At 36.0% G+C, this 253-nt stretch carries 1 pseudogene; it reads left to right on the forward strand.

The window, feature by feature from the left end:
* A pseudogene (locus tag P5674_RS26360) lies at positions 1-253 on the forward strand (hypothetical protein); the annotation flags it as partial.

The raw sequence follows: 253 nt of genomic DNA on the forward strand, positions 1-253 counted from the left end.
ATTTTGTAGTCATATCCAAAGACTTAGGAATCATTGAACAGTGCAAAACTGCTATTTCTGAATGGCTAAAGCCTGTTGGATTAGAGATTAAACCTGAAAAAACTCGAATCTGCCATACACTCAAATCTATTGAGTATAACGGCAAAGCAGAGGAACCCGGATTTGATTTCTTAGGTTTCAATATTAGGCAATATCCTGTAGGAAAATATAGAACTGGGAAAATTCCACATGGGAAACTATTAGGACACAAAAG

Source organism: Limnospira sp. PMC 289.06, from assembly GCF_032350395.1.
GTDB classification, from domain to species: Bacteria; Cyanobacteriota; Cyanobacteriia; order Cyanobacteriales; family Microcoleaceae; genus Limnospira; species Limnospira platensis.